The sequence below is a fragment of the Mycobacterium sp. E136 genome, assembly GCF_001666865.1.
Taxonomy (GTDB): domain Bacteria; phylum Actinomycetota; class Actinomycetes; order Mycobacteriales; family Mycobacteriaceae; genus Mycobacterium.
On sequence record NZ_LZJE01000156.1, the window covers coordinates 1 to 26,248 of the forward strand.

The window sequence follows — 26,248 nt, forward strand, 5'->3', positions numbered from 1 at the left end:
GGCCGCGAAGTTGTGCACGTGCGCCATGCGCTCGCAGACGAACATCGTGACTTCGGTCGAGGCGCCGTAGGCCGAGGGTTCACGGTGTGGTTCGGGCGCGGTGTCGCGCTCGCCGAGACCGATGAACACCGGCACCGCCACCTCGGCCGCTTCGGCGCTGATGTACCCCGGCGACAGCATCGCCACCACGCAGACCGGCAGACTCTGGCTACCGAACGGCGGCGTCGTCTCGCGTAACGGATATCCGCCGGATGTGTCGGCCTCGACGATGTCGGCAGGCACGTCCTCGTATTCAAACGGGTAGAGAAACTCCGGAACGGCGGTCGCCGAAGCCGACAGCGACAGCGTTCCGGGCCGTCGCCCCGGGTGTAGTCGAAGTTCTCCACGTACTGCGCGGCGTCTGGCGCTGCGCTGCTGCAGCACGGTGTGAATGCCGCTGTACCCCAGAACCGCGATGGCGGCGTACTTCCGGTGCCGCGCGGTCATGATCACCGCCACGACGCCGCCCATGGACTGTCCGATTCCGATACGGCTCGACGTCAACGGATAAGAAAGCCCGACCGGTCACGTCGGTTGCGGTCCCAGACCGAGGTGATGACAGATGTCGGCCAGCGTCGAGCGCAGTTCGGCCAGCCGTTTCTCGCCGATGATCGCACCGATCTCCGCGTTCAACTGCTCGGCGATGGTCGCCGCGTCGGCCAACAGCGCGTGGCCCGCTTCGGTGTACCGGACGACCTTGGCCCTGCCGTCCGCGGGATCGGGCACGCGTTCGAGGTAGCCGATCTCCTCGAGTTCGGTCACCAACTGCCCGACGGCGTTCTTCGAAACATCTTGGGCCTTCGCGATATCCGATATTCGGCTGCCCTCCCAGTCGATGAACACCATCAACCGGGCGTGGGCGGGCCGCAACTTCGCATGTCCCAGCGTCCTGGCACGCTCATTGCTGGCCCGCACCATCCACTCGCCGAACTCGATGGCGTGTCGCTGCAGTGAATCCGCTTGGAACCGACGTACCTGCGACTCGCCACGCATCCGCATGCTCCTTCGGGGGTGGGGTGGTTGACAAGCCGCCGGATTTTAGTGAAGCTGACTTCACTATATCCCCGGCGACGACGAGGCGCGCATGATTCTTGCAGCGGACGAACTCATCCCACCAGCCACCGCGGACCCCACCGGCGTGTGGTTCTTCAATTGGGGCATCCCGATCATCGGAAGCATCTTCATTGTGCTCGCGATCGCGGACGTGATCAGGCGCCGGCGACTCACGTGGGGATTCCTGTTCCTGTTCAACAGCATGGCCGTGTACTGGATGGAGACGATCGGCGACTGGGGGCAGATGCTGCTCTACAGTCCCGCGTTCGCCGAACACCACCTCCTGGATTGGCTTCCGCTCAAAACTCCCAACGACCCACTGTTCATGCCGTTCGCCTACGCCGTCTACTGGGGCGTGCATGCACTGCTCGTGCTGTGGCTGAGCCAATGGCTGTCCTCGCGGCTGGGCTGGAGCATGTTGAAATCGATGCTGGTACTGGCGATTCCGGTCAACTACATCTGGGACTTCCTCGTCGAGGGCACCGCTACCGCGCTGGGTTGGTGGACTTACGATCCGGGCATCGGACCGGTGCTCGAGTGGGGCAGCGGAGGTCGGATCACCCTGCTCTGGACGATCGGGCTGATGTGCGTGTGGCCCAACTTGATCGCGTACTGGGCCGGTAAACCGCCCGTGCGCGGCCTCAACCACCTCGAGCGCTTCGTCGGGCTGGAACGCTTCACGGTACCGAAAATCCCTGTCAAACAACCCGTTACGGTCGGCGGCCCGGGCGCCGAGGTGAAGCCCGCCCGGATGACCAAGACGGCAGAGTACGACCAGCATCTCAACTACGAGGTCACGATCCCGAGGTGGCGGTTCGAATTGATGCGCCTTGGCGCCTGGTTCGTCGGTTTCCAGGTCAGTTTCTTCGTCTTCCTGGTCGTCCCGCTGGCCGCGCTGCGCCTCATTCTCGGCGTCGACAGCCCCTATGTTCCCTGACCGAAAGGTGTCATCCGACATGGCCGACTTCAAACGCCGCGATATGGCGGACATGCCCGACGAGTTCTTTCTGCCGCCGCCGACCAAGGCCGGATTGTGGCGCGAGACAGCCGCACTGGTGATCGGCTGCTACGCGTTCATCTTCGTGCTCGCCATCATCGTCACCCTGACACAGGACATCGTCATCAAGCTGTAGGTGTTGTTCCCGCCGCCGAGTGTGGGCTTACGTCACGCTCGTCGCGATTTGGCGTGACACAACCCCACACTCGGCGCAAGAGGAAGCAGGACCCGAGAACTCAGCTTCCCGGCGGGACGAGCATCGACTGCCACGGCCGCTCGCCGGCCGCACCGTTCGCCAGGTTCGACTGCGTGTACACCTTGCCGTCCGGTCCGACATAGGAGCCCGTCTCGGGGTCGTACTCGGCGGCCGTGACAGCGGGCAGCGGCGGCGTACCCGGCGGCGGAGGCGTCAGCTCGACGAGCGGCACATCCGGCGGCACATGCGGGATGGGCTGGCCCGACAGCGTCGCGTTCGGATCGCCCTTCCAGTTGTAGCCGTCGTTGAGCGGCACGTACTGCTCGTCGCTCTCGCACATCTGCCACGTCGGCGCCCGCTTACCCGGCACCGTGACACACGGCAGGTTTCGGGCGCCGCGGACGTTGAACGGTGCATCCTGCGGCGTCCGGCAGTAGAGGTCACCCTTCGGCCGGTCGGGATAGTCCTCGAACACCGGCACACGCTGCTGCTGGGGCGGCAGGAACCCCGTCGTGCATGGCGGCGGCAGGTTCTGCGGTGGCAGCGGCAGCGGCGCAGGGAGGGCCGGGAGGATCGCGTTCAGGTTGAAGATGAGCGCATCGCCCATGTAGTCCTGCTTGGTGTTGCGCTTGTGCACGCCCACCGCCTGGGTCACCGCGGTGCCCTGCGGCAGCAACACCAGGAACTGTTCGAGGCTCGGCTGGTATTTGAGGGCGACCTCGCCGACGCTGGCCAAGTTGGCCAGCACGATCGGCAGCGTGGGTTGCAACCGGTCGAACAGCGCACGCGCTTCTTCGGCTGCGCCGGGGGTCTTCTCGAGGACGCCCGCCAACGCGGGATCCTGGCTCTGCAGCTGACTGGTGATGTCGGCCAGGTTCGCCGCCCATGCCTGGATCGAATCCGACGTCTCGGTCTGGCTGTCCAGCACCGGCTTTGACTGATCGATCAGCGTGATCAGCGGATCGAGGTTCTTGCGCGCGTCGATGGCGAGCGTCGTGCTGCCGCTGACCAATCGCCGCAGTTCAGGTCCTAGGCCGCCCACCGCGACGTAGGCCTCGTCGACGACGGTCTTCAGGTTCTCCTGCGGAATGGCCTGCAGGCCGCGGGCCGTGTCGTTGAGCACCGTGTTGATGTCGGCAGGCACCCGAGCGCGGCTCGCGGGAATCACGTCGCCGTTCCTCAGCTCCGGGCCGTCCCCGCTGCGCGGAAGCAACTGGACGAACTGCTCGCCAACGGCCGACACGCTGTGCACCTCGGCCTCGAGGTCGGCGGGAATCCGGATGTCGGAGTTGAGCGACAACACCGCCTGGACGCCGGTGTCGGTGAGTTCGACGCTTTTCACCTCGCCGGCCTGCACGCCGCGATAGGTGACGTTGGCCCGCGGGTAGAGCCCGCCCGTTTCCGGCAGTTCGAGGGTGACGCGATACTGCCCCACACCGAGCAGGTCCGGCAGCCGCATGTAGCCGAAGACCATGATCGCGAGCGCGACGGTGGCGATCATCGCGAAGATCGCGATCTGGATGAGGATCCGGCGGGTCATTCTCATGTCACGGCCCCTGATCCCAGCGATACGGCGCAACCAGCGGGTTGCCGCCCGGTGGCGGCACGTTGTGGTTGCACGGGCTGGGGAACTGTCCGATGGTGCGTCCCCACTGCAGCTCCAGCCACGTCAAGTTGCACTCGAACCGCGTCCCGGTGAAGAAGCCGGAATCGATGCGGCTCAACGTCAGATCGAGTATCAACGTCAGGTTCGCGTAATCGCCGCGCATCCAGTTCAGCAGCGTTTCTTTCGGGAACGGGAAGGTGGGCAGGAAGCTCAGCGCGCGGGTGAGCGCCGGGCCGGCATTGGCCAGTTCCTGCAACACCACGCCCAGGTCCTTGAGCTCCTGCACGAGCGCTTCCTTGGTCTGGTTGACCGAGTCGGCGGCGAGCGCACTGAACCTGCCGAGCTGGGTCAGCGCCTCGGCGAGGTTCTCTCGCTGGTCCCGGAGTACGGCCAACGCATCGGGAATGGTCCGTAAAGCCTTGTCCACCACTGGCTTCTGCTCGGCGAACTGCCCGATCAAGTTGTTCAAACCCTCGGTGGCCTCGATGATGTCCTGCTTCTGATCGTCGAGGTGGCCGATCGCGATGTCGAGCTGCTCGATCAGGCTGCGCAGGTCGTTCTCGCGGCCAGTGAAGGCGATGCTCAGCGCCTCGGTGATGTCGTGGATGTTGCCGATACCGCCGCCGTTGAGCAGCAGTGCGACCGAGGCCAAGGCCTGCTCGGTGCTGGGATACGCGCTCGACGACGACAGCGGGATCAGCGAGCCTTCCTTCAGCTTGCCTTGTGGCGCAACGTCTGTGGGCGGTGCCAGTTCGATGTGCAACGAACCCAGCAAGCTGGTCACACCGAGCTTGGCCGTCGAATTTGCCGGCAGGTCGACGTTGCCGTTGAGTTCCATCGTCACCAACGCGTGCCAGTCCTGGCGCTGGATCTTGGTGACGTGACCGACGTTCACATCCGCGACGCGTACGCGAGAGTTCGGTTCGATGTTGTCGACGTCGGGCATCTGCGCCTGGATCGTGAACGCCCCGGGCCCAGTGCCTTCGACGCCCGGCAGCGGAACGGAGTTCAGCCCGCGCCAGTCCGAACAGCCGGACAACGCCAGCGCCGACGCCGCGACGGCGACAGCTACGCGAATCAACCTGCGCCCCATCACGGCCCCATCCCAGGGGGCACCATCAGCCCGTGCAGACCGTCGGCCGGATTGGTCGTCACCGGCGCCTCCGCGGCGAGCGGCGGACCGGGCGGCGGCGCGGGTTGCGCCATCGCCGACGGTGGCGGCGGAGCCTGCGCCGGAACAGTTTGCGGCGGAATGTAGTCGGGACGCAACCAGTCCTCGCTGTAGGTCAGCTCGTTCGGCCTCGTAGAGGCGCCCGAGAACACGTTCTGCATGATCGGCAGGAAGTTGTACTCGCGGTTCTTCAGGATCGGCGCCATGTACTGCACGCACAATTTCGCCGACTGTTCGGCGCCCAGCCGCGATGCCGCCTGAATCGCACCGCACAGGAAGGACAGCGGGTTGGCGAAGTTGTTGAGCATCGGCACGCTGCTGACCGCGCCCTGCGCTGGCTGCCAGATGTTCACATAGTTCTGCAGCGTGTTGGGCGCGACGTGCAGGAACTGTTTGACGTCGGCCAGGCTGTCGGTCAACGCCTGGGTCACACCGGCCAACTTGTCCGACGTGGTGCCCAACGTCTCGCGGTTGTCCGCCACGAACGTCTGCACCTCGCCGACCACGTTGTTGAGATCGCGCACGGCGTTGGCGACTTCGTCGGGATTGTTGGCCAGCAGTCCCGTCACGGTCGCCAGGTTCTGGTTGAGCTGACGCATCACGTCGGTGCTGTCCTGCAACGCCGACACCAGCAGCGCCAGATTCTTCACGGTGGAGAAGACGTCGGTGCTCTTGTCGCCCAGCGCCGTCACCGCCTGCGACAGTTTGATGACGGTGTCGCGGATGTTGGCGCCTTCTCCACGCAGGTTGTCGGCGGTGGTGTTGATGAGCGATCCCAGCGGGCTCACTCCCCCGGGCTCTGTTGGCTGCAGTGTCTTGGCGAGCTTCTCCAACTGCTGACGCACCTGATCCCATTCGACGGGAACTGCGGTGCGGCTCTGCGGAATGACCGCGTCGTTCTTCAGCACCGGCCCTCCGGTGTAGGCGGGCGTGAGCTGGACGCTGCGCGCCGTCACGACGGAGGGCGACAGGATCGCGGCCTTCGCGTCGGCCGGGACCTTGTACTTGCTGTCGTACCAGAACGAGATCTTGACGCGTTCGGGCTGCGGTTCGATCGACTCGATCTCGCCGACCCGCACGCCGATGATGCGGACCGCATCACCCGGATATATCCCGTTGGCGTTCTCGAAGTAGGCGACGACGTGTGTGCGGTTGACTCGTTCGGTGTTGCGGAACAACACGATTGCGCTGCCGGCCAGGATCACGACCAGCGCGACGGCCAACAGGTTGCGGGCGGAGCGCGTCATTGTCCGCCCTCCGATGGTGCGAGATGGTCCACGGCGCCGGGTGCGGGCACCGCGACCGGGGACGGCGTCGGGTCAGGCGTCGACTGCAACCCCGGCGGTGCGATCGCGGGCGGTCCCGGCGGCGGTCCGCCCGGCGGCGGCGCCGGAATCGGTTCGCGGTACGGGTAGCAACCCGGACCGGGCAACGGTAGGCCCGGGAACCCACACGCACGGTCCTCGGGGTTGCCGGTGATGGCGTCGGGAACCGTCAGGCGCGGTTCGCCACCCTGACCCGTGCGCGGGAACGGAACGGGCAGCGCGGGCGTCCCGGGCTGCCCGACCTGCGGGTCGGTGAGTTCGGAGGGCAACTTCACGTTCGGGTCCAGGCCCAGATCGGAGAACGCGGCGTCGATGAACGGCTGCAGGAACTGCCCCGGAAGCAGGTTGGCCACATAGGTTTTGAAGAACGGGCCACCGGACACCGACTCGCCGAGTGACATCGAATAGTCGGTGAGCAGCTCGAGCGACTTCTGCAGGCGTTCCTTGCGGTTGTCGATGATCGTCAGGACGCCGTTGAGCTTCTCGAGGGCCGGTTTCATGGTCTCGCGGTTCTCGGCGATGAAACCGCCCAACTGCCTGCTGAGCGCCGAGATGTTGCCCGAGACCTCATCCAGCGCCGCGCTCTGGCTCCTCAGCTCGGCCAGCAGTGCGTTGGTGTTGTTGACCAGGCTGACGATCTGGTTGCTGCGTTCGGCCAGCACCGTGGTGGCCTTGTTCGCGTTGCCCAGCAAGCCGCGAAGTTGCTCATCGCGCTGGTTCAGCGTGTCGGAGAACCGCGCCACGCCTTCGATCGCGACGCGCAGTTCTGGCGGCGTCTCGGAGAACGTGTCGGCCAAGACGCGCAGCGAATCGGACAACTGGTTGGTGTTCAGGCCGCTGATCGCCATCGCCAACTCGCCCAACGCATCCGGCAGTTCGTACGGCGCCGTGGTGCGGTCGAGGGGAATCGTGCCCTCCTGTCGCCCTTCACCGCGCGACGTGACCTCGAGGATCTTCGTGCCCAGCAGACCCTGGGTCTTGATCGCCGCCTCGGTGCGCTCACCGAGGCGGATGTGCTTGGCGACGGTGAATTTCACCAGCGCGCGCGACCCGTCCAGCTCGATCGACTGGACCTGGCCCACCTCGAAACCGGAAACCTGAACGGCCTCACCGGGTTCCAGCCCGCCCACTTCGGAAAAATAGGCCGAGTACTCGTTGCCCTTCAGGAACGGCAGCCGCTGGTAGTTCAGCGACCCCAGCACGATGGCGATCGTCAACGCCAGACCGACGGCGCCGATGACCAGTTGGTTGCGTTCGGAGAAAGGCCTCATCGCGGCGCACACCTCCCGGTGGACTGCCCGGCGACCTTCACGTATACCGGCTGACCGCCCTTACCGTTGAGCTTGAGCACGATGTCACAGAGATAGAACGTGAAGAAGTCACCGTAGATGCCTTGTCGCGCAAGCGCCTGATATGCATCCGGCAACGTGTTGAGCAGGTTGTCGAAGTACTCGTGGTCGGCCACCACGATTCCCGCGGCGCGGTCCGTCTCCTGGATCGTCTTTGAGAACGGCGGGCGGGCTTCGGCGAGAAGGTCGGTGATGGTCGCGGCCGCGGCGTTGGTGTACGCCAACCCGTTGCTGATGTCCTGTTTGCGCCCCTGCAGCGTCGCGACGAGTTCCGACAGCGCGTCGACGGCCTTGGCGAACTGGTCGCTCTGGTCGCCGAGCGATCCCAGCACGACGTTGAGGTTGACGAGGACCTCACCGATCAGCCTGTCACGGTCGGCCAACGTTGTCGTCAGCGCCGCAGTCTGGGACAGGAACGAGTTGATCGTCCCGCCTTGGCCCTGCAACGCTTGAATCAGCTGGCCGGACAACGCATTGACCTGATCGGGGTCCAGCGCCCGGAACAGCGGGCGGAACCCACCGATCAGGGCGTCGAGGTCGAGCGCTGGCGACGTGCGGGCCAGCGGGATCGTGCCGCCCGGCGCGAGCTTCTTGACTCCGCCTGCCCCCTCCTCGAGCGCGAGGTAACGGCCGCCGATCAGGTCGTCATAGCGGATGACCGCCCTGCTGCCCTCGGTCAGCACCACCGACTCGTCGGCGGTGAACTCCACCCGTGCCGTCGTATCCGGTTGTATCTCAACCTTTTTGACCCTGCCGACCTCGACACCGGCGATGCGGACGAAGTCACCGTTCTCCAGTCCCGTGACGTTGGTGAACTCGGCCACGTAGCTGTTGGTGACCTCCCCGAAGCGCATCTGCCCGAAGACCGCGAACAGCCCGAACACGCCGAGCACGCACACCCCCAGGAACGCGGCGAGACGCAGTGCGTCCCGTCGAACCCTGGCGTTCACGCTCGACATGGCGTCTTACCTCTCATCGCGTCGTGGATCATCCGAACGGGGGGCCCGGCCGGGCCGGGATGGGCAACGGTGTCGGCGGCAGCGGCGTGGGCTGCATCTGCGCCGGCGAATGGACGATGAACGGCTCCGATCCCGGGGTGGCGCCAGGATCGCGGGGCGCCATCGGCGGCGGCGCCGCGGGCAGACCCGGCCACAGCGGGGTGCCGTCGTCGGCGTACAGGTCCGCGCCGTAAGCGGGGGCGCCCGGATACGGGATCGGACCAGGCGCGGGTCCTCCGAACAGGTTGCGCACGCTCGGCGGTTCGGGCACGGCGCGGGTGACCGGGAGGTAGTTGGCATAGCCCGGGAATCCGATGCCCGGGTTCGGACGCCAGTCGAGTCCGGTGCCGAATCCGGTGTTGGTGACCAGGTTTCGCACCGGCCAGTTCTTCGCGACGTCGGGCAGCGAGCCGCAGCTGGGCTTGCCCCCCGGCCCGCCCTTGGCGCCGATCACCGGCAGGTGGTTGGGGTACTTGTACGAATCATCACCCAGCGTCAAACCCACGTCGAGCACCAGCGTCCGGCCGTTGCCACCCGGCGCGTCATACCCGCCGGTGTCCAACAACGTCTTTGCGCCTGTCAGCAGGCAGGTGTACTCCGGGCTGTATTTGAACAGAAGGTTCGTCGTCGGCTCGAGAACGTTGATCGCCTTGATGAGGTTCTGCTGGTTCGGCGCCAGCAGGTTGATACCGCTGTTCGAGAACCCGATGGTGGCCAGCAGCAACGCATCCAGTTGGCTGGCGCGCGCGGTCACCGTGGCGCTGGTGGTGCTGGCCGCGTCGAGAGTGGTCACGAGGTCCTGGGCGGCAGCGCTGTAGGTGTTGTTAAAGTCCCGCAGTGCCCGCAAGTCCTGAGTGATCGTCTCGTTGCGCGGATTGAGTTCCAGCAGAACCTGATTCGCATCCGTGGTGGCCTGACCGATCCGCTCACCCTGTCCGCGCACGCCCTCGGCCAGCGCGTAGAGGGTGCTGTTGAGCTTGGCGGGGTCGATCTGCTCGAGCACGTCGACCACGTTCTGGAACACCGTGTTGGCCTCGACGGTGACGTTGCGCGACACGATCACCTGACCGGGTTCGAGCCGCTGCCTGCTGGGGTCGCTGGGATAGATCAGGTCGACGAACTTGGCGCCGAAGACCGTCGTCGCCCTGATCTGCGCCTCGACGTTGGCGGGAATGAATTCGAGTTTGTCCCTGTCGATCTCGAGCTTCAGCGCCACCGGTTCGGAGCCGCCCTCGATCGCGGCGACCCGGCCCACCTGCACGCCGCGCAACTTGACCTTCGCATTGGTCTCCATCACCAGACCCGAGCGTTCGGAGGTCAACGTGACGGTCTCGGTCTTCCGGAACGAGCCGACGAACAGCGCGTATGTCAGCCAGAGCGCCACCACGATCAGTATCGCGAGGATCAATGTCCACCAGGCGGGGTGCAGGCCTTCTCGATCGTCCATCGTCACCCGGCCAGGTTGAAGTTGCCGGACTGGCCGTACACCGCGAGCGAGAGCATAACGAGGACGAAGGCGGCGACGATCAACGACGTACGCACCGCACGCCCCACGGCCTCCCCCACACCCGCGGGCCCGCCGCGCGCGGTGAACCCGTAATAGGTGTGCACGAGCATGATCACCACCGACAACGCAATGCATTGACCGAACGACCACATCAGGTCGGTGGGGTTGAGGAACGTCCGGAAGTAGTGGTCATACACGCCGGTCGACTGGCCGTAGATCACCGTGGTTCCGAACCGCGCCGCCCAGAACGCCATCAGCACGCCAACGCAGTACAGGGGGATCACGACGAGGAAGCCCGCGATGACACGGGTCGAGGCGAGGAACGCGATGCTGCGGATGCCCATCACCTCGAGGGCATCGATCTCCTCATTGATGCGCATGGCGCCGAGTTGCGCGGTGGCTCCGGCACCGATGGTGGCGGACAACGCGATCGCGGTGGTGGCCGGTGCGATCAAGCGCACGTTGAAGTAGGCCGAGACGAACCCCGTCAGGGCCTCGACGCCGAGTTCGGAAAAGTCGCTGTAGCCCTGCACGGCCACCAAAGCACCAGTGGTCACCGTCAGGAAGCCGACGATGGCGACCGTGCCGCCGATGATGATGAGTGCGCCGGCGCCGAGCCCCATCTCGGCGATGATCCGAACCAGTTCCACCCGGTAGTGGAGCAGGACGTAATGCATGTTGCGCAGCGTGCGGCCGTAGAACTTGGTCTGCATGCCGATGCGGTTCCACGGATCCGCCACGCTGCGGAACCGGCTCTTGAGCCAGGGGAACTGAGAATGCGGCCGAGAGACGGTCATTGCGTGATTCTGATCGCCACGGCTGTTGCGACGATGTTGATCGCGAACAGCGCCATGAATGTGAACACCACGGTTTCGTTCACCGCGTTACCGACCCCGGCCGGTCCGCCGCGCACGGAAATCCCTTTGTAGCAGGCGATCAGGCCGGCCGAGAGGCCGAACAACGCCGCCTTCACCAGCGCGATGATCACGTCGGTGGCGCCGATGATCAGGGTGAGGCCGGCGGCGAACGCACCGGGCGAGACGTTCTGGATGTAAACCACGAAGAAATACGCGCCGGCCAAGCCGACCAGAATCACCGTGGCGGACAACGCCAACGACACGATGGTGGCGGCCAGCACCCGCGGAACCACAAGCGCCTGAATAGGATCGACGCCCATCACTCGCAAGGCATCGAGTTCCTCACGAATCGTGCGGGCGCCCAGATCGGCGCACATTGCGGTGGCGCCCGCTCCGGCTACCACCAGAACCGTCACGATGGGCCCGATCTGGCGCACCGTGCCCAGAGCGGCGCCCGTACCGGAGAAGTCCGCGGCACCGATCTCTCCGAGAAGGATCGTCTCGATGAACGTCAGCAACACCGTGTAGGGGATCGTCAGCAACAGCGTCGGCACGATCGAGACGCGTGCGACAAACCACGATTGACTGATCAGTTCGCGCCATGCGAAGGGCGGCTTGAAGATAGACACCAAAGTGTCGAGCGCCATCGAATAGAAGCCGCCGAAGGCGCGCACGGGCTTGGCAATTGCGGTGGAGGCGACCATCAGTCGGGCCTTGCCCGTGTGGGGTGACCTGCCATAGGTCGTCCAACCTTCCTCGACACCAACAACCCGCGCCCGTGATGGCTGTGGCGCAAGGGTACACACGGGCGGCCGCCGGGGAACCGTATATCGGGAATTTACGGTTGAGCAACCGCCAAAGGGGCTGAGGTGAGTTTCCCCACTACAGGGCCGAAGATATCCGGCCGCGCAGGCTTGCAGGACCGCCGTCGCGTACGGAAATCATCTCCTTTCGGAGACATACTGGCCGGCCCCCAGAGCGCGCAGCGCGAAGTCGAGGACCCGGGCCTTGGCCCGTCGCAGACCGTCGTGGTCGTCGAACGTCTGGATGATCAACACGCGGCTGATGATCGCGTTGATCGCGACGGCGTCCTGCTCGGGATCGGTCAGCGGGAACGATCCGTCGCTTCGGCCGCGCCGCAGGATCTCCGCCAGCGAGCGCTCCCGGTCGGCGTGGGCCTCCTCGCGCGTCGCCCGGTAGCCCCTGGCGGCGCGCACCTCGTCGGAGTCGATCACGGTGAAATGCATCCGCATCTGGTCGTCGCGGATCAGCCCGAACATCCCCTCGATCCACGCTTCGACCTGTTCGGCGGGGATGCCCGACTTGTCCTCGACGATCAGGTCGAGACGCCGAGCCAAAGCGCCGGTCTCCTCGCGGAGCATGGCCAGGAACAGCTCGTCCTTGGATTCGAAGTGACGGTAGAAGGCACGCGTCGACACCCCCGCACGCTGCAAAATCGCCGCGACGGGGACGGGGCCCGCGTGCGGTTGTGAGAGACAGGCATAGGCAGCCTCGATGATGCGCTCACGGTCCTGGTCGGCGAACTCCGGCTGCACGAGAGCAAAGTATATTGACGCTCTCATCAAGGACACCGGGATCGGCGGAATTTCCCGGTGGGTAACGTGAGCCACCGGGGCGAGAGGACGGCCGTGAGCGCGACTGACAGCGAACCGCAGACCGTGAAGTTCCGCGGGTCTGAGGACATCACCTTGGTGGCCGACGAGTGGAACCGCGGCGCGCACACCGAGCGTCCCTCCGTACTGCTCCTGCACGGCGGTGGTCAGAACCGCTATTCGTGGAAGAAGACCGGCCACATCCTCGCCGGCCTCGGTCTGCACGTGGTCGCGCTGGATTCCCGGGGCCACGGAGACAGCGACCGAGCGCCGGACGCCAACTACACCGTCGACGCGTTGAGTGCGGACACGCTCGCGGTCGTCGAACAGATCCGCCGTCCAGTCGCTCTCATCGGCGCGAGCATGGGCGGGATGACGGGCATGCTGGCGGCGGCCGCTGCGGGACCGGAGAAGGTGACCAAGCTTGTGCTCGTGGACGTCGTGCCGCGATACGAAAAGGACGGCAGCGCGCGCATCCGCGAGTTCATGTCCAGCGGGATAGAGGGTTTCGAGTCGCTCGAGGAAGCGGCTGACGCGGTGGCCGCCTATCTGCCGTACCGGAAGCGCTCGCGCAACCCCGAAGGCCTGAAGAAGAACCTCCGATTCCGCGACGGACGATGGTTCTGGCACTGGGATCCGGCGTTTCTCACCGCGCCGATCGACGATCGATTCGTCCGCGAGGAGAAGCTCGAGCACGCGGTGATGAGCTTGACCATCCCGATTCTGCTCATCCGTGGGAAACTCTCGGATGTGGTCAGCACTGCGGGCGTGAAGGACTTCTTGGAGAAGGTGCCTCGCGCGGAGTTCGTCGAGCTCTCCGAGGCCGGCCACACCGCCGCCGGTGACGACAACGACGCGTTCTCTGAAGTCGTGGTGCAATTCGTCAGCCGGTGACCACAGAACGCCGCACCGTGCGCCGAAACTGAACCTTTGTGCCAAGAAATCGTGAAACCTCGTGCAGAAATTCAGTTTCGGCCACCGCAGCATCAGATCAGGCCAGCAGCGGCACCGCGGCGTGGCGGTCGTTGGTGAGGATCTCGAACATCGCCCGACGGTGGGCGACCAGTTCGGCACGCTCGAACGCCTTGCCCGCCACCTGAATTCGGCAGGTGGCGATCGCGGAGTTGTAGCAGTACTTCGCGGTGCCGTCGGTGTCGGTGTACGTCAGCCCGATCACGTCGGACGGTTCGGCCACGATCTCGCCCTCGATCATCTGCTCACCGATCCGCCCGCCGAACGTCCACGTGAAGGGGCGGTAGTGGCCGTGGGTCTGCAGGCTCCCGCGAATCGATCGCACCGCGAACTCCTGGCCGGCGTGCCGGAACACGAACAGCGTCACACCCGGTAGCAACACCGGCCCGAGCGCTGCACGGGCGGTGACGATTTCGAGCGTCGTGTCGGGCGCGTTGTCGAATCCGCAAACCTGGCCGTACGCGTACGACGGCGTGTGCCGGGTGCCCCAGTTGTGGTTGACGCTGCCGCTCCACCCGTCGAGCACGAGGCGGACGTCGTCGAGTTCGAGCAGCCCGTCGAACCGGGCGAGGGGATGGCGCACCGTGGTCTTGGCGGTCGGAAACCGTGCCGCGTAGGCACGGTCACTGAGCAGCCGGACCTCCGGCTCGTCGCCCGGGGTGATCCGCAGGTCCCAGCGCGCCGAGCGATGCCCGCCGGTGACCACGCCTTCGGCCGACCGGTCGTCGAGCATGGTCGCACCGATCCGCGCGGTCCAGGTGTCGTAGTTGTAGTCGGCCGACCCGATCGGGTACGGCTCCTTGAGCGCGCGGTTGCCCGCTCCGTCGGGATCGAAGATCATCACCCACACATCGGCGACCGGCTCACCTGCGGTGGGAAGCAGCAGCGTCTCCCGCAACCACAGCGCCTGGGGCGACTCGGGGTGGTTGGCGCGGATGTAGCGGCTCTCGTAATACGGGGGCTCCGCGGGCGTCACAGAATCAGCATCCAATACTTGAGGGGTGACCGGAGCCCAGATCGCGGCCTACATTCTGGCGATAGCCGCGGCGGCCGAAGCCATAGTGCTGGGCGTGTTGTGGATTCGGTACACCCGTCAGCGCGAGGAACTCGATGAGGCGCGTCGTCGCCTCGACACGAAGAACATGCTGCTCAGCGGCGGTCGCGAAGCGGTGAAGCAGGTGTGGCAGACCGCGAACATCCTGCGCAAGGACGGCCTCGGCGCGGCGGTGAGAACCTCGATCGAGGACCTCGCCGATTGGGCCGAGGTGGAGCGACCGGACCTGGCCCGGCTCGCACCGAGCGGCAAGATGGTGATCTTGTTCTCCGACATCGAGGACTCGACCGCGCTCAACGAACGCATCGGCGACCGCGCTTTCGTTCGGTTACTGGGGCGGCACGACAAGATGGTGCGACGCCACGTCAAGAAGCATTCGGGTTACGTGGTGAAGAGCCAGGGCGACGGATTCATGGTCGCGTTCGCGCAACCCGGCGAGGCGGTGCGATGCAGCATGGATGTGCAGCGGTCACTTCGTCGGCCGCCCAACGGTATTCGTGTCCGCATGGGAATCCACATGGGCAAGTCGGTGCGCCGCGGCGACGACCTGTTCGGACGCAACGTCGCGATGGCCGCGCGGGTGGCGAACGAAGCCAACGGCGGTGAGGTGCTGGTGAGCGAGGTGGTGCGCGACGCGCTGGCCGACGTCGACGACATCGCGTTCGACGACGGCCGCGACACCCAGCTCAAGGGGTTCAGCGGGTCATACCGGCTCTACGCCGTCGAGTCCTGACCGCCGGCGTTGGCCTCGGCGACCCGCTGGTGCAGCCGCGCCCTGATGTCCTCGGGCGTGTAGGAGTTGCGGCGTCGTTGATCGCGCGCGATCAGCACGCCGCCCGCCACCACACCCGCGACGCTCGCCAGCCCGACCCACTTCCAGATACCGCGCATAGCGGTCAGTCTGCCTAAGCTGCGGTGGTGAAACCAACCACCGTGTCGTTGGAACAGGCCCTGGAGGCGACGCGCACCGGCGACCTGTGGCTGTTTCGCGGACGCTCCGGACCGGACCGGGCGATCCAATCGTTGACCAACAGCCCGGTCAACCACGTCGGGATGACGATCGCGATCGAGGATCTGCCACCACTGATCTGGCACGCCGAACTCGGCGACAAGCTGACCGACATGTGGACCGGCCGCAACCAGCGCGGCGTGCAACTCAACGACGCCCGCCAGGTGGTGGAGCGGTGGATCAACAATTATCACCAGCGCTGTTGGCTGCGTCAGCTCACGCCGTACGCCAACCGCGAGCAGGAGGACCGGGCGCTGAAGGTGGTCGCCCGCATGGACGGCACACCGTTTCCGAGCACCGCGCGGCTGACCGGCCGCTGGTTTCGCGGGCGCCTCGCCGCCACCGACTTCACGCGCGGGATTCCGTTCGTGCACAGGAGGGTTCGCGATGCGACGGCGCGCAGGAAGCAGGAACAGCTCCAGGTGGGGATGCAGACCGCGTACTGCGCGGAGACCGTCGCCATCACCTACGAGGAGATGGGCCTGCTCACGTCGGAGAAGCACTACAACTGGTTCGACCCCGGCTCGTTCTGGAGCGGTGACACCCTGCCGCTCGCGCCCGGCTATCAACTGAGCCCCGAGATCGCCGTGACCCTGGACTGATCAGCCCCTTCGAGCGGCACCGAAAGCGGTCGGCGGAGCCATCACCACCGTCCCGCTGTGTAGTGCGTGGCGGCCGCACCCCTGCGTACGCTCGATGAGGTGCCGCTGTCCACCGCCCTACGCATCGCCTCGATACTGATCGTCGTCAAGGCCGTCCTGATCGGCGCGGTCTACTGGCGTCGCGCCGAGATCATGGGCCGCCCGGTCGACGCGGGTCTCGTCGCCTGGACCGTGCTGGCGGGCCTGGTGGCGGTGGCCGTGCTGCTCACCGTCATCGCGCTCGTCGCGCGGTATCTGCGTGATCGCGGCTAGAGGCGCGCGAAGCAGGGGTTGGCGTCCTCCTTGGGAATGGCGGCATCCCGGCTCGAGAACTTCCCGACGACGCCGGAGTCGGTGACCTCGACGCTGTCGGCGTGGATCCCGAGCGGGTAGTTGTCGTTGAGTTTCTTGGTCAAGTCGTTGAGCGCCGTCTGCACCGCGTCCTTGGGCAGCGGGCCGGTGACATCGAGGACCTGCAAATTCAGGTCGCCGTCGGTGACGACGGGCTTGGCGGTGACGCTGTTGTCGCCGGCCTCCAAGATCACCGTCCCCGCCGCAGAATCGGTGCGCACCCCGGTGACCAGGTTGCCGACGCCGGGCAGGTTCGCCGCGACGGTGTCTTTGATACCGGCCGACTTCCAACTCAGGGTCGCGTCGAGTGATCCAATGGTGCCCTTGGAATCGCCCGTGTCCTGCAGCCGCACGTCGGCAAGGGTGACCTGCGCGGTCATGCCGTCGGCGCTCTGCACCCGCTTGCCGTCGGTGGTGACCGAGATGTTGGTGTAATGCCCGGTCATGTGTTGCCACAAGAACGGCGGGTTGACGCCGAACGAGATCTTGACGCCGTCCTCGGTCACGCACTCGGCGACCTCGGTCAGGATGCTGTCCGCGCGCTGCCGGGCATAGAGCTCACCGGCGGCGAGGCCACCGGCCAGTAGGGCGACCAGGATGACCGCGAGGAGCGCGATCGTCATCTTGTTGACGCCACGGCGGCGGCGCGGTTTCTCACCCCCGTCCGGAGCGGATCCGAAGGACGGCGGTGGTGGCGGAGCCGGCCGCTCGATCTGCTGGGTCGGCCGCACGTCGGCCGGAGACGGCGGACGCGGAATACGTTGTGTGGGACCCGCACTCGCGGGACCCGTGCGTGCGCGAAGCTGTTCGGTCGGCTGATCGTGGTGCGCCGGGGCCGGTTGAGTTGGTGGCTCGGGCGGCCGCGGCGGCGGTCGTCGCTGGCCCGGATGCGGGGGCGGCGCGCCGCGGCCCCGCCAGTCAGGCGGACCCGGGCGGTGCGGCGGCTGCGTCACGTGCGCGATTCTGCCCTATCGGTACTCGAGAAGCCCCCGCCAGGCTTTGTCACCTGGCGGGGGCCGTAAATCGATCAGGAGCTACACGCGCGGAGGCGGGTTCGTGCCCGTGTTACGGACCGCCGGATAGTCGGCGTCTCTGCGCTTCTTCAGACCGAGGAGGCCCAACAGGCCGAGGAGCCCCGCGAGCCCCCACAGGCCCGTGTTGTCGCTCTCCTGCTCGTGCTCGACATCCTGCTGAGCGACCGTTGTGGTGGTCGTTGCGGGCACCATCAGGTCGGTCGCGTTCGCCACACCGGCGCCGCCGAACAGCAAGCTGAGCGTCATTGCGCCGACGGCCACTGTCTTCTGCATTTCTATTGCTCCTTTTGTGTCTGGAGCTATTCGACCCGTGGGCACTTTGCCCACCCCCTAGCTCGGGCAAATGCATCGTGCGTGCATCGCTTGACCGTCTTACTCGGCGCGGAACACGATCTGTCGCTTGGCGAGGTAGGCGGCCAGGTTGTCCAGTGAGGAGTTCATCCCGTCCGCATGGTCGGCCGCCGAGATCCCGAAAGGCACGTCGTCGGCGCGCAGTTCCACGCGCGTACCGCCGTCGACTCGCGTCACCGTCCACGTCATGGTCATCGTGCCGCCGAAAGACGCGTCGGCCGAGTCGAACTCGACGGTTTGGACGACTCGATCGTCGGGTTCTATCTCGACGAAGCGAGCCTCGACGACATCGGAGTCGGCGTCGCTCTTGGGCCCGTGCGCGGGCGGGTCGACGTACGTCAGGATCATCCGGTACGAGCCGCCGGGGCGGGCGTCGAAGTGTTCGAACCGACCGGTCATTCCGGCCGGAGGCAGCCACTCGGCGAGCGCCTCGGGGTCGACGAGCGCTTCGAAGACACGGCTCAGCGGAGCCTTGACCACCTTCGACGCGGTATCTGTGCGTGCCATCGACAAACATTGAACCCGATTCCGCCGGCCACGTTTCTTGGGATCGGTAGCGCGTCTCACACCTTGTACTTGCCGCATCGGCGACGCGACGCAGCGCGACGCCTTCGCGGAAGGAACCAGGCGAAAATGACGACGAACAGGCTGAAGAAGACGTTGGTCGGGGCGACGTTGGCGGGTGCCGTCGCTCTCGCGTCGGGACTGGCCGCAGGATCTGCAGGCGCTACGCCGTCACCGCATCCGCAGTGGAGGATCGAGTACGCAGATCCCGCGGTTCCCGGAGACGGCTGGGTGCACTCCCCGCAGACGCGGCTATGCGACGGTTCGGTGCGGGTCGCCGGTCCGACCGTGCAGATGTGCGACGGTTCGGTGCGGATTGCCATCCCTGCGCCGTGACCGGCCGTCAACGCGGTAGCGTCCGCCTGGCCTGCTAGGTGACTCCCGGCAGGGTGTTCGCCTTACTCGAGAGTGCCGCACAGACGCACGGGACGCCTCATTTGCGGCGTTTGGCCGCCTTGTTGCTGCGGTTGACCTCGACCGCCGTGTTGATCAGCGCCTTGAACTTCTCGGGATCCAACTCGTCGTCTTCCTGCAGATCGATCGAGCGCCCCACCGGTGCGTGCAGGCTCGCGTTGAACAAGTTGTTCGGGTCGGCGACCGACGAGCCCTTGGCGAAGTTCACCTTGACCTTGCCCTTGTACATCTCGAGGGTGCAGATGAGCCCGTCCAGCGAGAATGCAGGCACACCATCGGGGTTCGACGGTTTACGCCATTTGATCTCCTCGGCGACGTCGGGTTCGGCTTGTTTGATCAACGACCGGATTTCGTCGACCCGGTCTACGCGCCAGTCTTCGGACATGAAGTCGAATTTAGCCCCTTAGCCGCTAGGCCTTTCGCAGCATCTGCTCGTGAACGGCGTCCTTGTCGATCAATGACCACACCTCGACGATCCGCTGCGCTTCGAAGCGGTAGAACACGTGTTCTGCGAAAGAAACCGGCCTTCCCGTCGGCTCGATCCCGAGGAACGTGTGCCGCGGAGTGCAACGGAAGGAGAGACGGCAGGCGACGAACTGGTCGTCGGCCAGGAGGATTTCGGGGTCGTACAGCAGATCCGGTGTCGCGGCGGTGTCCGCCTCCAGCAAAGCGCGGTAATCGGCGAGCGCCATGTGTTTTCCGTTGTAGGACAACCGGTCTGCTACGAAGACGCCGAGGTCGGACCACCGTCGTTCGTTCAGGCACCGCAGGTATTCACCGTAGACGGCCGACAGGTCGCGCTCACGCATCTTTCGGCGGATCCGCGAGCCATTGCGTTTTCTCGATCTCGCGCTGGACCTCGGCCACTTCACGCTCGATCTCGGCGCTATCGCGGCGTCGTGAGGCCTCCGCGCGCTCGGCCCGGTTCTCCAGGCGATGGAGCCGCTCGCGCTCGCGCTGCACCGTCGCACCTTCGCGCTCGTCGGCGAGGCGCTCTCGGCCGTCGGCTGCGTCCTCGCGTTGATCCGCGAGGCGCTCTCGCTCGTCAGCAATTCGATCTCGTTCGTCAGCAATGTGTTCGCGGCGCGCGAGTTTCTCCTCACGCTGCGCCAGGCGTTCTTCACGCTTGTCCGATTCAGCAGCGCTTCCGGCGTCGGCGGCTTCTTCACCGGCCATGGTTTCGACACTATCCCGTGAGGTGCCGCCGAACCAGCCCGTAGCAGTTTGTGCCGGAAGAATCCGCGGGAGCGACGTCACCGGTTGAATTTGGCCTGGGCTTCGTCGCTGACCGGGGTGAACAAATTGACGAGGTTGCCATCGGGATCGCGGAACAGGAGTGCCCGGTTGCCCCACGGCATTGTGGTCGGTTCGGTGACGACGTCCTCCAAAAATCCACGGAGACGGTCGTATTCGGCGTCCACGTCATCGACGATGAACTCGACGATCGCGCTGAGGTTCGCCGCCGGCTTGGCCGATCCGGCGCCGAACAGCGGCACGGTCTTGTCACTACCGATGGCCAGCGCGCCGACCGGGGTGGCGATCTCGGCAAACAGTTCGTTGGCCCATTGCGCCTCGACACCGGTGACCGTCTCGTAGAACGACACGAGACGCCTCACGTCGGAGGTGATGATGCGGATCGACAGAAGCTTCACGCCTGCACGCTAAACCCGCACACCGACACATCGCCTCGAAGGAACTCAGACGGCGGGACGTAGCCTCGAGACATGAACGCCGCGTTGGAGAAGGGGCCGTTCTACCACGGGACGAAGGCCGACCTGAAGCCGGGCGACCTGCTCACCGCGGGCTTTCCGTCGAACTACCGGCCCGAGATCCTGATGAACCACATCTATTTCACGGCGCTACGCGACGGTGCGGGGTTGGCGGCCGAGCTCGCGGCAGGCGACGGCACGCCGCGGGTGTACCTCGTCGAACCGACCGGTGAGTTCGAGGACGATCCGAACGTCACCGACAAGAAGTTCCCGGGCAATCCGACCCGCTCGTACCGCAGCCGCGAGCCACTGCGCGTCATCGAGGAAGTCCACGACTGGACGCGGCTGTCTCCCGAGGAGCTTCAAACGTGGCGCGAACGACTCGCGAAGATCCCTGCCGACGAACGCGGGGAAATCATCAACTGAAGCGATTCACCTAGACGTTGAAGCGGAATTCGACGACGTCGCCGTCGGCCATGACGTAGTCCTTGCCCTCCATCCGCACCTTGCCCGCCGCCTTCGCCGCGGCCATCGACCCGGCCTCGATCAGGTCGTCGTAGGAGACGATCTCGGCCTTGATGAAGCCCTTCTCGAAGTCGGTGTGGATGACGCCGGCCGCCTTCGGCGCGGTGTCGCCCTGGTGAATCGTCCACGCGCGGGACTCTTTCGGCCCCGCGGTGAGAAACGTCTGCAACTTCAGCGTGTGAAAACCCGCCCGCGCCAACGCATCCAGTCCACGTTCGGTCTGGCCGATCGACTCGAGCAGCTCGGCGGCCGACTCATCGTCGAGCTCCTGCAGCTCGGCCTCGATCTTCGCGTCCAGGAAGACGGCGTCGGCGGGCGCCACCAGCTCGCGCAGCTCGTTTTTGCGCACCTCGTCGGTCAGCACCGCCTCATCGGCGTTGAACACGTACAGGAACGGTTTCGTCGTCAGCAGGTTCAGCTCCCGCAGCGGTGATGCGTCGACGCCCGCCGCGAACAACGTCGTCCCGCCGTTGAGAACCTCCTGTGCAGCCACGGCGGCTTCGTGCGCCGGTCGGCGTTCCTTGTGCGTCCTGGCTTCCTTCTCCAGTCGCGGAAGCGCCTTTTCGAGCGTCTGCATGTCCGCGAGGATCAACTCCGTCTCGATGACCTCGATGTCGGACTTCGGGTCGATGCGGCCGTCGACGTGCGCCACATCGTCGTCGCTGAACACCCGCACCACTTGGCAGATCGCATCGCTCTCGCGGATGTTGGCGAGGAACTTGTTGCCCAATCCCGCGCCTTCGGAGGCGCCCTTGACGATCCCGGCGATATCAACGAAGGTGACCGGCGCATGAACGATCTTTTCCGACCCGAACATCTTGGCGAGCTCGGCCAATCGCGGATCGGGCAGCGGAACGACACCCTCGTTGGGTTCGATCGTGGCGAACGGGTAATTGGCCGCGAGGACGTCGTTGCGCGTCAACGCGTTGAACAGCGTCGATTTCCCGACGTTCGGCAGGCCGACGATTCCCAGGTTCAAGCTCACAGGGTCCAGAGTCTAGGAGACCGAGACGGGCACGCCAGAACCGCGCTGACAGCCACACGGAGCCAGAGCCGGTACGGTCTACCTGTGTCAGCACAGCGCGCACGGTCGGCCGTCGTCGCCGACCACCGCTCCGCGCATCCCAACTTTCCCGGTGTGCCCGGGTGGGGTGGAGTGCTGATCGCGGTCACCCTGACAACGGTCGGGTTCGCGTTCGACGCCGGATCGGGCAGCAGGGAACTCAGCTCGGTGTTCGCCGCGTTCTATGTCCTCGGCTGCCTCGCCGCCGTACTGGCGGTCCGGCAGCAAGCGGTGTTCACCGCGGTCATCCAGCCGCCGCTGCTGTTGTTCGTCAGCGTGCCGGGGGCCTACTTCCTGTTCACCGGCGGCCAGTTCACCGGCGTGAAGGATCTGGCCATCAACTGCGGCTATCCGCTGATCGAGCGCTTTCCCCTGATGTTCTTCACCTCGGCGGCCGTGCTGCTGATCGGGATGTGCCGCTGGTACGTCGGGATGTCGACCCGTCGCGCGTCCCCGTCCGCCGGCGAGGACTCCGAGACGCCGAAACCTGCGCTCGCCACGGCGGCGTCCGCCGCGGCGACGGCGATTGTGACGAAGGTCAAATCGCTGATCGCCTCGCGCCGAAGTGACGAGGACGACGAGGTTGTCGCCCCGCCGCGCCGCAGGCGTCCCCAGGGCGCAGGCCGGACCGCCAGAACCGACAGGACCGACAGGGCGGCGTCGCGCGCCGGCAGGCCAGCCGCGGATCGCAGCGGCCGGCCGAGGCGCACGACGACGTCGCGGTCCCGCCACGTCCGGCCGCCCGACGTCGAGCCGATCGACCCGCTCGTCGAGCGTCCGCGGCGCGCTCGCTCCGGCCGACACGCCGACCCGTCCGGCGCGCCCGAACCCCGTCGCCGGCCTCGCACACCCAACCCGCGTCAGCCCGGTCCTCCCCCGTCCGAACGCCGCGCGGGCTACGACCGCAGGGGTTTCGACCGGGCCGCCGACCGCCCGGAGCGTCGGCGCCGCTTCGACAACTACGAACCTCGTGAGCCGCACGGCCGCAACGGCGCCACGAACGGCAACGGGACCCATCACCCGATCTCCCGTGTGCGTTACCGCGGCGAGGAGGCCGGCGACCGCGCGGAGTACCGCACCCGCCGCAGCGCACCCCGCGGCTACGAGGCCGACTCCTGGGAGTACGACATCTAGCCTCCGGCACGCAGGAAGCGGCCCGCGGCGTCCACCGCCGGAGCGGAGCTGCCGGCGTCGCTGATGAACACCGCCAGCGCCAGATCGCCGTCGATGCCGACGAACCAGCCGTGGGCGTGAGTGTCGTCGATGTACTCGGCGGTGCCGGTCTTGCCGAGCATGCCGGGGATGTCCTGCAGCTGCTGGGCGGTTCCGCCGGTGACGGTTTCGCGCATCATCGACCGGACCTGCTCGGCAACCGCCGCAGGCACCGGATCGGGCGCGCGGTCGGGCTTGCCGGGCTGCCCCTCGACGATCGCCGGCGCCGGTGCCGAACCGCGCGCGAGAGCGGCGGCCACCAGCGCCATTCCGAAGGGCGACGCGGTGACCTGGCCCTGGCCGATCCCCTCTTCCACGCGCAGAGCCACCGTGCCGGCCTCCGGCACCGAGCCGGTGACGGTCGTCATCCCGGGGGCGGTGTAGTCGATGCCGAGGCCGAGTTGCGCGGCCGCCTTGGTCAGCGCGTCCGGCGGCAGGTTCACCGCCAGCCGGCCCATGGTGGTGTTGCAGGAACGGGCGAACGCGGTGTGCAGCGGTACGTCGCCGAGGTCGAAGTTCTCGTCGTTGGGGATCTGCCTGCCCTCGATGTTCTCGGTCGCGGGACAGGCGACGATGCTGTCGGGGGTGACCTGGCCGGCCTGCAGCGCGGCCGACACGGTCACCGTCTTGAACGTCGAACCGGGCGGATAGAGGCCCGTCAGCGCGATCGGCCCCTGCGCGTCGGCGGGCGCGTTCTGTGCGACGGCCAGCAGGTTTCCGGTGGACGGCTGCATCGCCACCAGCGCCGCAGGCGTGGGCAATGGCGCGAGCGCTTCTTCGGCGGCCCTCAGCATCGCGATGTCGAGTGTGCTGGCGATGTCGCCGACGGGCTTGGCGTCCTGGCCGCCCACCCTCCGCGGTCCCGTACGCGTCTGCGCGCTGACCGCCCATCCGGCGGCCTGATCGGTGCGCTGTTGCCATAGTTCGGTCAGCCCGGCCAGGGTCGGCGACGTGAGCGTCTTGTCGGTCGCCAGCAGCCGCGTCTGCGGCGCGAGCGTGACGTTCGGCAGCGCGGACAGCTGCGCTTCGATCGGCGCGAGGTCTCCCTGGCGCAGCGTGACCGCGGTGACCGGTTTACCGCCCGCCGCGTCGAGGTCCGCGCGCAGCGACTCGCCGGTGATCCCCGGCGCGACCGGGTTGACAAGCGCGGCAACGGCGTTCACGTCCGCACCGGGCGAAAGGTTGACCAGCACGACGTGCTGGTCAACAACTCTGCGCCGGTGCGGTCCAGAACCCGTGCGGCCGGTTCGGGGGTGAGCGTGCTGTAGGACAGCGGTCCCTCGTCGAGACCGGGAGCGACGGTCGCCGGCGCCCAGGCGATCTTGACGTCGTCGCCCGAGGCGGTTGCGGTGCCGTTCGTCGTATAGGCCCACTCGCTCGCTCCGTCGCGGAACTTCCAGGTGGTGTCGAGGCCGAAGGTCGACGGCCCGTCGTCGTTGTGCTGCACCGACGCCACCTGGACCTGCACATCGGTGCCGAGGCTTTCGAAGAGCTTGGTCAGCGTCTCCGCCGCGGCGGCCGAATCGGTCGTGACGGCCGCGGCGGCGGTGGCGTCACCCTTCGACAACGCATCAGCGAACGCCCGCACCGCGTTGTTCAGGCGGTTTTCGGCGTTCGAACAACCCGCGGCGGCCAGGATCAGCGCCACCACCAACAGCGCGCGTGCGGATACTGCGAGATTTACCAACGATTTTCGCGGTGAGTGCACGCTCGATGACGTTACGCGCGCGCGGGGCGGATCTCCCTTGGCAACGCGAACACGAGCGTCTCGTTGGCCGTCGTCACCGGCTGTACGGTCTCGTAGCCATAGTCGGCCAACCGCTCCAACACGCCGCGCACCAGGATCTCAGGCACCGAGGCGCCGGAGGTGACGCCGACGGTCGTCACGCCGTCGAGCCATGCGGGGTCGATGTCGTCGGCGTAGTCGACCAGGTGGGCCGCGTCGGACCCGGCGCCCAGCGCGACCTCGACCAGGCGCACGGAGTTCGACGAGTTGCGCGAACCGACGACGATCACCAGCTCGCATTCGGGTGCCATCGCCTTGACCGCGACCTGGCGGTTCTGGGTGGCGTAACAGATGTCGTCGCTCGGCGGGTCCTGCAGCGTCGGGAACTTCTCCCGCAGCCGGCGCACCGTCTCCATGGTCTCGTCGACGCTGAGCGTGGTCTGCGACAGCCAGATCACCTTGCTCTCGTCGCGCACGGTGACGATGTCGACGGAGTCCGGCCCGTCGACGAGCTGCACGTGGTCGGGGGCCTCACCGGCGGTGCCGACGACCTCCTCGTGGCCCTCGTGGCCGATCAACAGGATGTCGTAATCGTCCCTGGCGAACCGCTTGGCCTCGTTGTGGACCTTTGTGACCAGCGGGCACGTCGCGTCGATGACCTTGAGGTCGCGCTCCTTGGCGGTCTGGTGCACGGTCGGGGCGACGCCGTGGGCGGAGAACACCACGATCGCGCCCTCGGGCACCTCGTCGGTCTCGTCGACGAAGACGGCGCCCGCCTTGGCCAGCGTCTCGACGACGTGCCGGTTGTGCACTATCTCGTGACGCACGTAAACCGGGGCGCCGTGCTTCTCCAGCGCGCGCTCAACGGTCTCGACGGCGCGATCCACCCCAGCGCAGTACCCCCGCGGTTCG

Annotated in this window: 30 protein-coding genes and 2 pseudogenes; 9 read left to right on the forward strand and 23 right to left on the reverse strand. The window is 66.5% G+C overall.

Annotated features, from left to right (window positions below):
- Both A5698_RS10155 and A5698_RS10160 read right to left on the reverse strand, forming a co-directional pair.
- Positions 1–510, reverse strand: a pseudogene (locus A5698_RS10155) (alpha/beta hydrolase); the annotation flags it as partial.
- Between the two features lie 54 nt (positions 511–564).
- On the reverse strand, positions 565–1,032 hold the full coding sequence (locus tag A5698_RS10160) for a MarR family winged helix-turn-helix transcriptional regulator (protein ID WP_068296037.1): 468 nt from the start codon (positions 1,030–1,032) through the stop codon (positions 565–567).
- 91 nt (positions 1,033–1,123) lie between these two features.
- On the opposite strand from A5698_RS10160, the gene A5698_RS10165 reads away from it, so the two are divergent.
- Together A5698_RS10165 and A5698_RS28940 are read left to right on the forward strand one after the other, a co-directional pair.
- Entirely contained in the window at positions 1,124–2,029 is a 906-nt protein-coding gene (locus A5698_RS10165; protein WP_156670690.1) for a hypothetical protein, read from the forward strand.
- Positions 2,030–2,048: 19 nt separating this feature from the next.
- On the forward strand, positions 2,049–2,225 hold the full coding sequence (locus A5698_RS28940; RefSeq protein WP_197506736.1) for a DUF7156 family protein: 177 nt from the start codon (positions 2,049–2,051) through the stop codon (positions 2,223–2,225).
- A 100-nt stretch (positions 2,226–2,325) separates the two neighbouring features.
- Here the strand turns inward: A5698_RS28940 and A5698_RS10175 are convergent, their stop codons facing one another.
- The 9 genes from A5698_RS10175 to A5698_RS10215 all read right to left on the reverse strand — a co-directional run bounded on the left by A5698_RS10175 (position 2,326) and on the right by A5698_RS10215 (position 12,654).
- Positions 2,326–3,831 (reverse strand): MCE family protein, encoded by a 1,506-nt coding sequence (locus A5698_RS10175; RefSeq protein WP_068296004.1) that lies wholly within the window; start codon positions 3,829–3,831, stop codon positions 2,326–2,328.
- 1 nt (position 3,832) lies between these two features.
- The gene (locus tag A5698_RS10180) at positions 3,833–4,984 is read right to left on the reverse strand and encodes a virulence factor Mce family protein (RefSeq protein ID WP_068296006.1); all 1,152 of its coding nucleotides are present in this window, start codon (positions 4,982–4,984) and stop codon (positions 3,833–3,835) included.
- Entirely contained in the window at positions 4,984–6,309 is a 1,326-nt protein-coding gene (locus tag A5698_RS10185; RefSeq protein WP_068296008.1) for a virulence factor Mce family protein, read from the reverse strand. Before A5698_RS10185 ends, A5698_RS10180 begins: the two co-directional genes overlap by 1 nt.
- On the reverse strand, positions 6,306–7,658 hold the full coding sequence (locus A5698_RS10190; protein ID WP_068296042.1) for an MCE family protein: 1,353 nt from the start codon (positions 7,656–7,658) through the stop codon (positions 6,306–6,308). Before A5698_RS10190 ends, A5698_RS10185 begins: the two co-directional genes overlap by 4 nt.
- A complete protein-coding gene (locus tag A5698_RS10195; protein ID WP_067089027.1) occupies positions 7,655–8,695 on the reverse strand; it encodes a virulence factor Mce family protein in 1,041 nt (346 codons plus the stop codon). The genes A5698_RS10190 and A5698_RS10195 overlap by 4 nt, the downstream gene beginning before the upstream one ends.
- A 28-nt stretch (positions 8,696–8,723) precedes the next feature.
- Positions 8,724–10,181, reverse strand: a complete 1,458-nt coding sequence (locus A5698_RS10200; RefSeq protein ID WP_068296010.1) for an MCE family protein — start codon at positions 10,179–10,181, stop codon at positions 8,724–8,726.
- Positions 10,182–10,183: 2 nt separating this feature from the next.
- On the reverse strand, positions 10,184–11,038 hold the full coding sequence (locus tag A5698_RS10205; protein ID WP_067089033.1) for an ABC transporter permease: 855 nt from the start codon (positions 11,036–11,038) through the stop codon (positions 10,184–10,186).
- Positions 11,035–11,802: an MlaE family ABC transporter permease gene (locus A5698_RS10210; protein ID WP_067089035.1), complete on the reverse strand. Its 768-nt coding sequence runs from the start codon at positions 11,800–11,802 to the stop codon at positions 11,035–11,037. The genes A5698_RS10205 and A5698_RS10210 overlap by 4 nt, the downstream gene beginning before the upstream one ends.
- A gap of 237 nt (positions 11,803–12,039) precedes the next feature.
- Positions 12,040–12,654, reverse strand: a complete 615-nt coding sequence (locus A5698_RS10215; protein WP_231967370.1) for a TetR/AcrR family transcriptional regulator — start codon at positions 12,652–12,654, stop codon at positions 12,040–12,042.
- A 93-nt stretch (positions 12,655–12,747) separates the two neighbouring features.
- Here A5698_RS10215 and A5698_RS10220 point away from each other — a divergent pair, with 93 nt between their 5' ends.
- Positions 12,748–13,605 carry an alpha/beta fold hydrolase gene (locus A5698_RS10220; RefSeq protein ID WP_068296047.1) on the forward strand — a complete coding sequence of 286 codons (858 nt, stop codon included), beginning with the start codon at positions 12,748–12,750 and terminating at the stop codon, positions 13,603–13,605.
- Between the two features lie 97 nt (positions 13,606–13,702).
- Here the strand turns inward: A5698_RS10220 and A5698_RS10225 are convergent, their stop codons facing one another.
- On the reverse strand, positions 13,703–14,659 hold the full coding sequence (locus A5698_RS10225; RefSeq protein ID WP_067089037.1) for a hypothetical protein: 957 nt from the start codon (positions 14,657–14,659) through the stop codon (positions 13,703–13,705).
- 25 nt (positions 14,660–14,684) lie between these two features.
- Here A5698_RS10225 and A5698_RS10230 point away from each other — a divergent pair, with 25 nt between their 5' ends.
- Positions 14,685–15,470, forward strand: a complete 786-nt coding sequence (locus tag A5698_RS10230; protein ID WP_068296011.1) for an adenylate/guanylate cyclase domain-containing protein — start codon at positions 14,685–14,687, stop codon at positions 15,468–15,470.
- Here the strand turns inward: A5698_RS10230 and A5698_RS28555 are convergent.
- Complete coding sequence (locus A5698_RS28555; RefSeq protein WP_156670691.1) at positions 15,452–15,628, reverse strand: hypothetical protein; 177 nt, start codon at positions 15,626–15,628, stop codon at positions 15,452–15,454. The two genes, A5698_RS10230 and A5698_RS28555, sit on opposite strands and share 19 nt — an antisense overlap.
- Before the next feature lie 42 nt (positions 15,629–15,670).
- Between A5698_RS28555 and A5698_RS10235 the strand changes: the two genes are divergently transcribed.
- Together A5698_RS10235 and A5698_RS10240 are read left to right on the forward strand one after the other, a co-directional pair.
- Complete coding sequence (locus A5698_RS10235; protein WP_067089552.1) at positions 15,671–16,348, forward strand: guanylate cyclase; 678 nt, start codon at positions 15,671–15,673, stop codon at positions 16,346–16,348.
- Positions 16,349–16,414: 66 nt separating this feature from the next.
- Positions 16,415–16,660 (forward strand): hypothetical protein, encoded by a 246-nt coding sequence (locus A5698_RS10240; protein WP_067089040.1) that lies wholly within the window; start codon positions 16,415–16,417, stop codon positions 16,658–16,660.
- Here the strand turns inward: A5698_RS10240 and A5698_RS10245 are convergent.
- The 3 genes from A5698_RS10245 to A5698_RS10255 form a co-directional block, all read right to left on the reverse strand.
- Positions 16,657–17,361, reverse strand: a complete 705-nt coding sequence (locus tag A5698_RS10245) for an LmeA family phospholipid-binding protein (protein WP_082963999.1) — start codon at positions 17,359–17,361, stop codon at positions 16,657–16,659. The genes A5698_RS10240 and A5698_RS10245 overlap by 4 nt on opposite strands.
- Before the next feature lie 411 nt (positions 17,362–17,772).
- Positions 17,773–18,045: a WGxxGxxG family protein gene (locus A5698_RS10250; RefSeq protein ID WP_068296019.1), complete on the reverse strand. Its 273-nt coding sequence runs from the start codon at positions 18,043–18,045 to the stop codon at positions 17,773–17,775.
- A 99-nt stretch (positions 18,046–18,144) separates the two neighbouring features.
- A complete protein-coding gene (locus A5698_RS10255; RefSeq protein WP_068296021.1) occupies positions 18,145–18,630 on the reverse strand; it encodes an SRPBCC family protein in 486 nt (161 codons plus the stop codon).
- A 126-nt stretch (positions 18,631–18,756) separates the two neighbouring features.
- Between A5698_RS10255 and A5698_RS10260 the strand changes: the two genes are divergently transcribed.
- Positions 18,757–19,023 carry a hypothetical protein gene (locus A5698_RS10260; RefSeq protein ID WP_068296023.1) on the forward strand — a complete coding sequence of 89 codons (267 nt, stop codon included), beginning with the start codon at positions 18,757–18,759 and terminating at the stop codon, positions 19,021–19,023.
- Positions 19,024–19,120: 97 nt separating this feature from the next.
- On the opposite strand, the gene A5698_RS10265 is transcribed toward A5698_RS10260, so the two are convergent.
- The 4 genes from A5698_RS10265 to A5698_RS10280 all read right to left on the reverse strand — a co-directional run bounded on the left by A5698_RS10265 (position 19,121) and on the right by A5698_RS10280 (position 20,753).
- Entirely contained in the window at positions 19,121–19,486 is a 366-nt protein-coding gene (locus A5698_RS10265) for a DUF1801 domain-containing protein (protein ID WP_068296025.1), read from the reverse strand.
- A 25-nt stretch (positions 19,487–19,511) separates the two neighbouring features.
- On the reverse strand, positions 19,512–19,910 hold the full coding sequence (locus tag A5698_RS10270; RefSeq protein ID WP_068296027.1) for an ester cyclase: 399 nt from the start codon (positions 19,908–19,910) through the stop codon (positions 19,512–19,514).
- The gene (locus A5698_RS27940; protein ID WP_084792367.1) at positions 19,903–20,277 is read right to left on the reverse strand and encodes a hypothetical protein; all 375 of its coding nucleotides are present in this window, start codon (positions 20,275–20,277) and stop codon (positions 19,903–19,905) included. The genes A5698_RS10270 and A5698_RS27940 overlap by 8 nt, the downstream gene beginning before the upstream one ends.
- 77 nt (positions 20,278–20,354) lie before the next feature.
- Positions 20,355–20,753, reverse strand: coding sequence for a VOC family protein (locus A5698_RS10280; protein WP_068296031.1), 399 nt, complete (start codon positions 20,751–20,753; stop codon positions 20,355–20,357).
- 72 nt (positions 20,754–20,825) lie between these two features.
- On the opposite strand from A5698_RS10280, the gene arr reads away from it, so the two are divergent.
- Positions 20,826–21,236: an NAD(+)--rifampin ADP-ribosyltransferase gene (arr, locus tag A5698_RS10285; protein ID WP_068296033.1), complete on the forward strand. Its 411-nt coding sequence runs from the start codon at positions 20,826–20,828 to the stop codon at positions 21,234–21,236.
- Positions 21,237–21,246: 10 nt separating this feature from the next.
- Here the strand turns inward: arr and ychF are convergent, their stop codons facing one another.
- Entirely contained in the window at positions 21,247–22,320 is a 1,074-nt protein-coding gene (gene ychF / locus A5698_RS10290) for a redox-regulated ATPase YchF (protein WP_068296034.1), read from the reverse strand.
- 84 nt (positions 22,321–22,404) lie between these two features.
- Here ychF and A5698_RS10295 point away from each other — a divergent pair, with 84 nt between their 5' ends.
- The gene (locus A5698_RS10295) at positions 22,405–23,532 is read left to right on the forward strand and encodes a DUF6542 domain-containing protein (RefSeq protein ID WP_068296036.1); all 1,128 of its coding nucleotides are present in this window, start codon (positions 22,405–22,407) and stop codon (positions 23,530–23,532) included.
- On the opposite strand, the pseudogene A5698_RS10300 reads toward A5698_RS10295, so the two are convergent.
- Positions 23,529–25,318: pseudogene (locus A5698_RS10300) on the reverse strand (penicillin-binding transpeptidase domain-containing protein). The gene A5698_RS10295 and the pseudogene A5698_RS10300 sit on opposite strands and share 4 nt — an antisense overlap.
- An 11-nt stretch (positions 25,319–25,329) precedes the next feature.
- A partial coding sequence (locus A5698_RS10305; protein ID WP_068296049.1) for a 4-hydroxy-3-methylbut-2-enyl diphosphate reductase occupies positions 25,330–26,248 on the reverse strand: 919 nt, incomplete at its 5' end.

Bases quoted from the DNA above. Each gene is read 5' to 3' on its own strand.
- A5698_RS10160 (WP_068296037.1), bottom strand. From the start codon at position 1,032: ATGCGTGGCGAGTCGCAGGTACGTCGGTTCCAAGCGGATTCACTGCAG.
- A5698_RS10165 (WP_156670690.1), top strand. From the start codon at position 1,124: ATGATTCTTGCAGCGGACGAACTCATCCCACCAGCCACCGCGGACCCC.
- A5698_RS28940 (WP_197506736.1), top strand. From the start codon at position 2,049: ATGGCCGACTTCAAACGCCGCGATATGGCGGACATGCCCGACGAGTTC.
- A5698_RS10175 (WP_068296004.1), bottom strand. From the start codon at position 3,831: ATGAGAATGACCCGCCGGATCCTCATCCAGATCGCGATCTTCGCGATG.
- A5698_RS10180 (WP_068296006.1), bottom strand. From the start codon at position 4,984: ATGGGGCGCAGGTTGATTCGCGTAGCTGTCGCCGTCGCGGCGTCGGCG.
- A5698_RS10185 (WP_068296008.1), bottom strand. From the start codon at position 6,309: ATGACGCGCTCCGCCCGCAACCTGTTGGCCGTCGCGCTGGTCGTGATC.
- A5698_RS10190 (WP_068296042.1), bottom strand. From the start codon at position 7,658: ATGAGGCCTTTCTCCGAACGCAACCAACTGGTCATCGGCGCCGTCGGT.
- A5698_RS10195 (WP_067089027.1), bottom strand. From the start codon at position 8,695: ATGTCGAGCGTGAACGCCAGGGTTCGACGGGACGCACTGCGTCTCGCC.
- A5698_RS10200 (WP_068296010.1), bottom strand. From the start codon at position 10,181: ATGGACGATCGAGAAGGCCTGCACCCCGCCTGGTGGACATTGATCCTC.
- A5698_RS10205 (WP_067089033.1), bottom strand. From the start codon at position 11,038: ATGACCGTCTCTCGGCCGCATTCTCAGTTCCCCTGGCTCAAGAGCCGG.
- A5698_RS10210 (WP_067089035.1), bottom strand. From the start codon at position 11,802: ATGGTCGCCTCCACCGCAATTGCCAAGCCCGTGCGCGCCTTCGGCGGC.
- A5698_RS28555 (WP_156670691.1), bottom strand. From the start codon at position 15,628: ATGCGCGGTATCTGGAAGTGGGTCGGGCTGGCGAGCGTCGCGGGTGTG.
- A5698_RS10245 (WP_082963999.1), bottom strand. From the start codon at position 17,361: ATGACGATCGCGCTCCTCGCGGTCATCCTGGTCGCCCTACTGGCCGGT.
- A5698_RS10250 (WP_068296019.1), bottom strand. From the start codon at position 18,045: ATGCAGAAGACAGTGGCCGTCGGCGCAATGACGCTCAGCTTGCTGTTC.
- A5698_RS10255 (WP_068296021.1), bottom strand. From the start codon at position 18,630: ATGGCACGCACAGATACCGCGTCGAAGGTGGTCAAGGCTCCGCTGAGC.
- A5698_RS10260 (WP_068296023.1), top strand. From the start codon at position 18,757: ATGACGACGAACAGGCTGAAGAAGACGTTGGTCGGGGCGACGTTGGCG.
- A5698_RS10265 (WP_068296025.1), bottom strand. From the start codon at position 19,486: ATGTCCGAAGACTGGCGCGTAGACCGGGTCGACGAAATCCGGTCGTTG.
- A5698_RS10270 (WP_068296027.1), bottom strand. From the start codon at position 19,910: ATGCGTGAGCGCGACCTGTCGGCCGTCTACGGTGAATACCTGCGGTGC.
- A5698_RS27940 (WP_084792367.1), bottom strand. From the start codon at position 20,277: ATGGCCGGTGAAGAAGCCGCCGACGCCGGAAGCGCTGCTGAATCGGAC.
- arr (WP_068296033.1), top strand. From the start codon at position 20,826: ATGAACGCCGCGTTGGAGAAGGGGCCGTTCTACCACGGGACGAAGGCC.